This is a genomic window from Moorena sp. SIO3H5 (assembly GCF_010692395.1).
Classification (GTDB): Bacteria; Cyanobacteriota; Cyanobacteriia; order Cyanobacteriales; family Coleofasciculaceae; genus Moorena.
Genome location: NZ_JAAHHS010000066.1, coordinates 19698 through 27307, shown reverse-complemented (window position 1 = coordinate 27307; position 7610 = coordinate 19698). Strand labels below are relative to the sequence as shown.

Here is a 7610-nt window from a genome sequence, read left to right as displayed (position 1 = left end):
AAACCGATTTAGTGGATGGAGACACAAAAGTTACAGATCACCAATCGCCATCGGCCCATACTCTACTGTGATAATCTTCGTATCATAGCTGAGACAATATTCAGCAAATTTAATCATTTGGTCAAATAACTCTTCAGCTATGTCTTGAGTCACGCCATTTTTGGTTGAACCATCGATAAAAATCTCCCGATGCTTCTGCATCTCAGCCACCTTCTTCTTACCCATGCAATTGTGAGCAATAAAGTCATTGGCAATAAAGTTATGAGTTTCAGCAATACTTAAATCAAAAACCTCCTCTTGGCCAAGATACTTCAGCTCAACAATCTCATCCCAGAAAACATCTGAGTCAGCAATACCTTGGTGACGTGCTAAACTCGGAGTCGCAACTGTTTTCGTTAATTCGTTTCCACTTTTAGCTGTTAACTGTTCCCTGTTACCAACTTCTGAAACAAGTCTAATGATATTATCAGTTAGCTTACCTTTACTATTCGACAGTTCACGACTGTAGGGAATTGGTAATGCTTTAGCTAAACCGATGGAACTTCCTATGGTAAACTCTTTCAGAGGCTTCCATCCTAGACTCGTGTAGAAAAGATGATCATCGGTGGCGCGAATGTTGCAGTTAGTTTTGGTAGTAATCTCCCAAACATCACGAATCCCATTAGGATGAATTTCGATAATTGGTTGTTGGGTAATTTTTTGGGTCTTTAAATCCATAGAAAAAACCTTTCGTCCCAACCAGTAACTAGATTTAGAAGCAATCTCCCTCAGGGAAACTAAACGACCGGTTGCTGGATCAAGGATCTCAGTTGATCCACTCAAACACCGCCTCAGTAAATCCGCTTGACCTAGAGAATAACCGGCCAAATCCTGGGCCATCCGCATGATACTTTCTTGAAAGCAGTTATGAACTACTACGCCATGAGCCAGAAAGTATGGGGAAGATTGTTCCTCCATTTGTAGATCAAAACACTCCTGTTGCCCACTCTCTTCCACAGCGGTAACATAAACTATCCGAACATCCCAGTCTTTAACCCTTGTCTTGTACTGTGACTCTTTCGGTCTGGGTAGCGTTGCCTGTGGAGATGACTCTTTGACTAGCGTTCTAGTTACTAAACCCAAATGAGGATCATTTGACCATAGTGTTTTACTGTTGCTGACTCCGGGGAACTTTTCATAAACTTGAGAACCAAAACCATGAGCATTCTTGACGACTGGGTTTACTGGTTTCAGCTCATAGGCAAATTTGTCTCCATCTGGTGTTAAAAAGCGATGGTTTTTACTGGAATAGATAACTGTACCACTAGATAACGTAATTTTCAGGATATCTTTGATACCACTGCACCATTGCTTGGCTACCTTTGCTGGCCAAACTTGTTTACCATCAGAGGTTAATACTAGGTCGCCAGATTTAATGTCTTCAATGGGCACATAAGAACCATCGGCCTGATCAATTAACGTACCTTTAGGTAAACATAGAATTCCATAAGTCTCCTGTAAAATAGGCTCTAGTAGAGGATGTTGATACTCTACTTTTTCTCGACCATGTTTACGATTAATAAACTGAGGAATCAGACCAGCATCCAGAGGACCAGGGCGATAAAGAGCTAGAATTGAAGATATATCTTCAATACTGTCAGGTTTCAGGTCTCGCACTACCTGACGCATTCCCGAAGATTCTAATTGAAATACTCCTTCTAAATGGCCTTTCTCTAGGAGCTCATAAGTTTTTTGAATATCTAGGGGTTTTTTCTTCTGTTCACCCTTGTCTAAAATTTTCTTAGCTTTAATTTCATCTAGGGGAATCTGATCTAAATCGAGTTTAAGATTTTGAGTCTTTTCAACTAACTCTTTGGTTTTCTGAATAGTGGTTAAGTTCTTTAGTCCTAAAAAATCCATTTTCAGGAGTCCCAGAGCTTCCAGGTCTTCCATATAATACTGGGTGATCACTGCACCATCATTATTCAGTTGTAATGGCACAATTTCATCTAACGGATCTGCTGAAATAACCACACCAGCAGCATGGACACCAAAAGTTTTATTTGTCCCTTCTATCCGAATCGCCATATCCACCCAGCGATGAACTTCCGGATCTTGATCGTAAGCCTCTTTAAACTCTGGTGTTGGTGTCTTATCAGAAATCATGACTGAGAGTTTGGCTGGCTTACCTCGCGCCACTGGAATCATCTTAGCCATACGATTAGAGTCTTGGTAAGAAATTCCTAACACTCTCGCTACATCTTTTAATACCGCTTTAGAGGTCATGCGGTTAAATGTAATAATCTGGGCTACTCGGTCTTCACCATATAGATCGGTGACATATTTAATCACCTCATCCCGTCTTTCAATGCAGAAATCTGTGTCAATATCTGGCATTGATTTCCGCTCTGGATTGAGAAACCGCTCGAACAGTAGCCCATGATGTACGGGGTCAATGTTGGTAATTTCTAGGACATAAGCCACTAGGGAACCTGCTGCTGAACCACGACCCGGACCAACGGGAATATCATTGTCTCTAGCATATTTGATGTAGTCCCAAACCACTAAAAAGTAGGTAGAGAATCCCATCTGCTGGAGCATTTTCAACTCATACTCCAGCCGTGCTTTATACACTGGATCAATTTCACTACGAGAGCGACACTTTAGCCGCTTCATCAGTCCATTCCAGGTAATTTCTTCTAAATAGGTGTCAGGGGTATAATCCTTGGATACCTTGTAGTCTGGGATGCGAGGCTCTCCCAGAATATTGTAGTGTTTGACTTTATCGGCCACTTCTAAGGTATTTGCGATCGCATCCTCTATCACCTGGGAAGGTAAGTGATCTCGAAACAGCCGTTTCATTTCCTCTGCTGACTTGAGATACTCCGTTCCACTATAGCGCATTCGTTTCTCTTCCGTAACCAGTTTAGCGGTTTGAATACACAGCAAAGCATCATGAGCTTCTACGTCATAGCAGGAGATAAAGTGGGAGTCATTAGTCGCAATAATTTTAATACCTAATTCACTGGCAATCTTAACAATCGCAACATTAACCACTCGGTCTTCTACAGAGCCGTGGTCTTGAATCTCTAAATAGTAATCATCCCCAAAAACATCTTGGTACCACTTAGCTACTTTACGGGCTTCATCTAAGTCACCTTTTAGGATAGCTTGGGGCACTTCACCCCCCAAACAAGCACTAGTAACAATTAACCCTTCGTGATATTGCTCCAGTAATTCTTTATTGATACAGGGACGAGCAAAAATTCCTTTGCCTTGCATCCCTTTTAGGTGAGAAAGAGTTGTTATTTTTACTAAATTTTTGTAGCCTTTGGTATCTTTTGCTAAGACGACTTGATGATATTTTCGGTAACGCTTATTGACATGAATATCACCGTTTATCACATACATTTCGTTACCGATTATCGGCTTAATACCCTTTTTTAGGCAAACTTTAATCAGTTCAATAGCACCATACATCACACCATGATCTGTCAGTGCGATCGCAGGCATTCCTAACTCAACAGCTCGATCCACCAGTGCTGGTAGCTGAGATGCTCCATCTAGTAGGCTATAATCACTGTGAATGTGTAGACCAACAAAAGACATAGTTACTGTTAATTATAAACCGATGTTGCTGATTATTTTAATGATTAACTGACCTACGAGCCAGGTCTAGTACCAAAAAACTAGTACCAAAAAACTAGACTTATCTTAAGCACGGAAATCAGTTAAACGACTTCCAACCCTTCTCAACTCCGATGGTGGATTTTTAACCTGATCAGCATTCAAATTTCGGTTAAGTTCGCGAATACGGCGGGACAGCATACGAATAATCTTAATTGCAAATTCTGGTGTCTCATCAATGGCATCATAGAGTTGTAGCTGTGTCAACATCAAACAATGGCAAGGTTCGATAGTGGTCACAGAAGCGGAACGAGGTTCTGCATCAAACAAAGACATCTCCCCAAAGCAGGCTCCTTGCTTGAACTGTGCCAAATTCCGCTCACCAATGTGAACTCTTACCAAACCTGAGACTACAATATAAAGTTCCCTACCCTCTTCCCCTTGAGCAAAGATGGTATGGTTAGAAGGAAAGTCTAGCTCGTCCATCACAGAGGCTAGTCGCATCAGAAAATCGTCCCGCAATTCGTGAAAAATAGGGACACCCCTGATAAAAATTAAACGATCAATGCTAGATAACATTGGTTAGTGGTTGGGTTAGCGGTTGGCTGCTAGCGAATAGCCGTCCTGTAGTAAAATACAAGTTTAACCCATACAGATAATTGTTTATAGTTAATGGCTGACTAGACTATGGGGTGGTATTAAGGGGTGAAATTAAGATTGAACCACTGTACTGTAGGAATTTCAGACATTATTTAACGTGATGGTCTACTGTCCACTGCCATCAGACATTAGAGATTAGAGACGATGCCAGCAAAGTGTACAAACAATAGGGAACTATGCGATCAAACTATCCGATTATCTCTTGTGCTTGAGCAGCTACCAAGGGGTCTGGGTCATTCCTAAGCACTGGCAACAACTCTGCACAAGCACGAGGTGACATCTCTTTGAGATAAGCCACAACTGCTTCTCGCACAAAACCGGTAGGATGACGTAGGCAACTCAGAGCTGCTGCTGGTGCTAGGGAACAGTGTGCTGCTCTGGCCACATGAAAACAACAGGCTAGGGGCCAATCTGACAGAAAATGTCGTAACTCGATTAACCGGCGTAAGCGATCGCTTACATTCATGGGTTGATAAGGCACTAAATCCACTAGGGCAGCTAATTTTTCTTTCAGAGAACGCCGGTCTAAAATTGACAAAAATGCTTTCTTATTAGGAATATCTAGGGTATTATCCAAAATTTCTAGCCCTAGGGCAATGTTTGACCGAGAATGGGATGCTAGATTAAACTCAGCTGCTTTGATGGCACTCGATGGATAAAGAAACTTCATCAGTAAGAAACACACCTCTACAAGATCTTGTTGAAGATCATTAAGCCCCTGCCGCAGCAAATCTGCCTCCAATCCAGCTATTTTCTTTGAGGTCAAATCCAGGAGTGCGCCATAAATTTGACCCAAAAACATCAATTCTTGCTCAATTAAAGTTTCTATACCACTACGCCCTAACTGGTTCATCACCGCTTCAATCCCAACTTCCCCTGGAATCTTGAGCAAGATCGTGAGAATATTACGACGGGTTGTCCCCCAACTACTCATCAACTGTTGCACCAAATGCTTCATAGCTTCAGGAGTACCCTTTTCAGTTAGGGCGTGGAGTCTGCCAATCTCACCGAGAGCCATCCAAGCTTGCCGCCTTACTACGTCTGGCTTGTGAATATCTTCAGACAAAACCCTCAATAAAGGAATGGCTTCATCCCCTTGCTTGACCAACGCTATACGAGCAGCATTGCGGGTAGATGTGTAGTAGAGTGCCTTGACTAAAGACGGATAGTACTTTTCAAATCGTTTAGCAGCAATCACCTCTAAACAAGCACACCGTACCTTTAATGACTTATCCCTTAACAGGTTATCAATATAAACCACCAAGGATTCCAAGTAATCCATCTCTGCCAAAGCTCGGGTACCCATTAACCGTTCTTGCTCTTTTTTTGAGGTGAGCATCCGGCGCAGGGTTTTGACGGCTTCAAACTTCTCTTTTGGTGTACCCCGACCCATAATTAAAGCAGCTGCTGTAGCTCTTACGGTTGGGTCAACAGCCGGTTGTAGATAAGGCTTAATTGTCCGAATATTCAGGTCTTCCTGAGCCAGCCAAAAATAGCGCAATGCTAAGGCCAGGACTTCTACTGGTGGTCTTTGATCAATCAACCCAGACACATCTTTTAGACAATCTGGGTTGGGATAGGGCAACATCACCTCTAAACTCTGGCGCTGCAAATCTTTAGACATTTCTACCAGCAAGGGAGAAAGAACCTTACTAGCTTTTTCTGGAGCGATTTGAGACAACAGTTGAATGTAAGCAGAGCGGTTATTCGGCTCAGTTTTCAGTCGTCTTACTGCTTCCTCAAAGACGGTCTTAGTATCCAGAAAATTGGTATTGGCAGAACCCAAACGTCCTTGCTCAGCATTGATCAGCAGCAATGAACCATAATTAGCCCGCATTAACCAGGTACTCAGTAGCCATAATAGGGCAAAAATCACTACCATTAAAATAAACACCCAATGCCGCAATGGCTCAAAATTGGGGAAAGCCCAATTTAGCAGCCCAATGGTGGCTAAAATCCCAAGACCAGTAATGCCAGTAGTCATGGGTTTAGCAATCCCTTGCACAGTAGTTTGAACCACAGAGCGTAACCCTAACGGTAAGGCTTGGAAAAGTACCGGTTCAACACTAGCTACTAAAGTAAATCGCAATAGTTCATCAACGAATCGGAGTAAGACTACACCAATAAATAGCCCTGTTATCCAGCTAGGCAACCCAATATCAAACTTTACCCAACTTGCCATCTTAGCTAGGGTCACTAAGCCAATCACAGATAAAGCACCAGGTAATACCATAGCGCTTAGGAAAAGACCAAAGCGATCAATCACCCGACTAGAGATAAACCATTGGGTAACCAATTCAAAAAGTCCCAAAGTACCACTGAATATACCCAGAAAACCAGCAATTGCTGAACCATCCAGGGTTTCCTCCAATTGACCCATATACTGAAATTCAATTAGGAGGTACAGGGCTTCCCCTAAGATAAAAAAGGCAAATAAAGGGATGACATAGCGTCTGAGGGATTCACTCGGCTGACGCACAGCAAAGTCTGGCTCCATTTCTTCCCACTGTCGTGCTGGAGAGTTAGGAAAGGCTTGCTGGTAGTGCTGACATATATAAACCAAGGTCAGTGCTCCCAGGAGCATCATGCCAGACCCAAAAGCCACCACATTGTTGAGTCCCACGAACAGCAATAATAGAGGTAATGAGAAGCCAGAGAGGACATCAGCTACCAAAAGCCCACTGGAGACTAGGGGGTAGGTACGCTTAATTTCCCGAATGTTGAATAACTGATTAGCCGTCACCTGGGAATTAAGGTCATTGAGGATGTACACGGCATCCATCCACAATCGCAATAGAAAGATGGTGACTACAGTAATATAGCCATACTCGATCTCCAAGCCTAGGCGGAACACTAACAAGGGTAAGGCAGCTAGGATAGCGATCGCTACCAAGACTGACCTCAAGGGTAAAATCCTCTGCAACCAGGAGTATAATACTCCCAACCCAGAGCAGATCACGGAACTAGCAATATAGATCACCGGTAACCACTTCGCGCCATATTTCTCTAGAAACAAGGCAATGGCACTGTACTCTAACCAAAGCAGTCCCATGGCAGTGGTGGTATGGAAGGCGAACATCAACAATGTCCGCTCGCCTTCTTCTGGGCGAAGATTCACCCACTCTAAGATTGTTCTAATCCAGTAACCCTTCAGGCGAGTCGGAGATGGCAATTTCATAGAGTCATTAGTCCTTCGTCACTAGTCCTCAGTCAGTTGTCTTTGGTATTTTAAGCTGCTTGATCTGTGCATGGGTATTGAGATTTCAATTCCAGGCACCTGGGCATGTGGTTACCAATGACTAATGACCAATGACTAATGACTAATGACCAATGACTAATGACCA

General features: G+C 42.9%; 3 protein-coding genes. All 3 read right to left on the bottom strand.

The annotated features are described in order from the left end of the window. Positions 1-30: 30 nt before the first annotated feature. Positions 31-3588, bottom strand: coding sequence for a DNA polymerase III subunit alpha (gene dnaE / locus F6K52_RS10280; protein ID WP_293077039.1), 3558 nt, complete (start codon positions 3586-3588; stop codon positions 31-33). A gap of 105 nt (positions 3589-3693) precedes the next feature. Continuing rightward, entirely contained in the window at positions 3694-4185 is a 492-nt protein-coding gene (locus F6K52_RS10275; RefSeq protein ID WP_293077037.1) for a cyclic nucleotide-binding domain-containing protein, read from the bottom strand. 268 nt (positions 4186-4453) lie between these two features. Then, positions 4454-7444: an MFS transporter gene (locus F6K52_RS10270; protein WP_293077035.1), complete on the bottom strand. Its 2991-nt coding sequence runs from the start codon at positions 7442-7444 to the stop codon at positions 4454-4456. Positions 7445-7610: the final 166 nt, after the last annotated feature.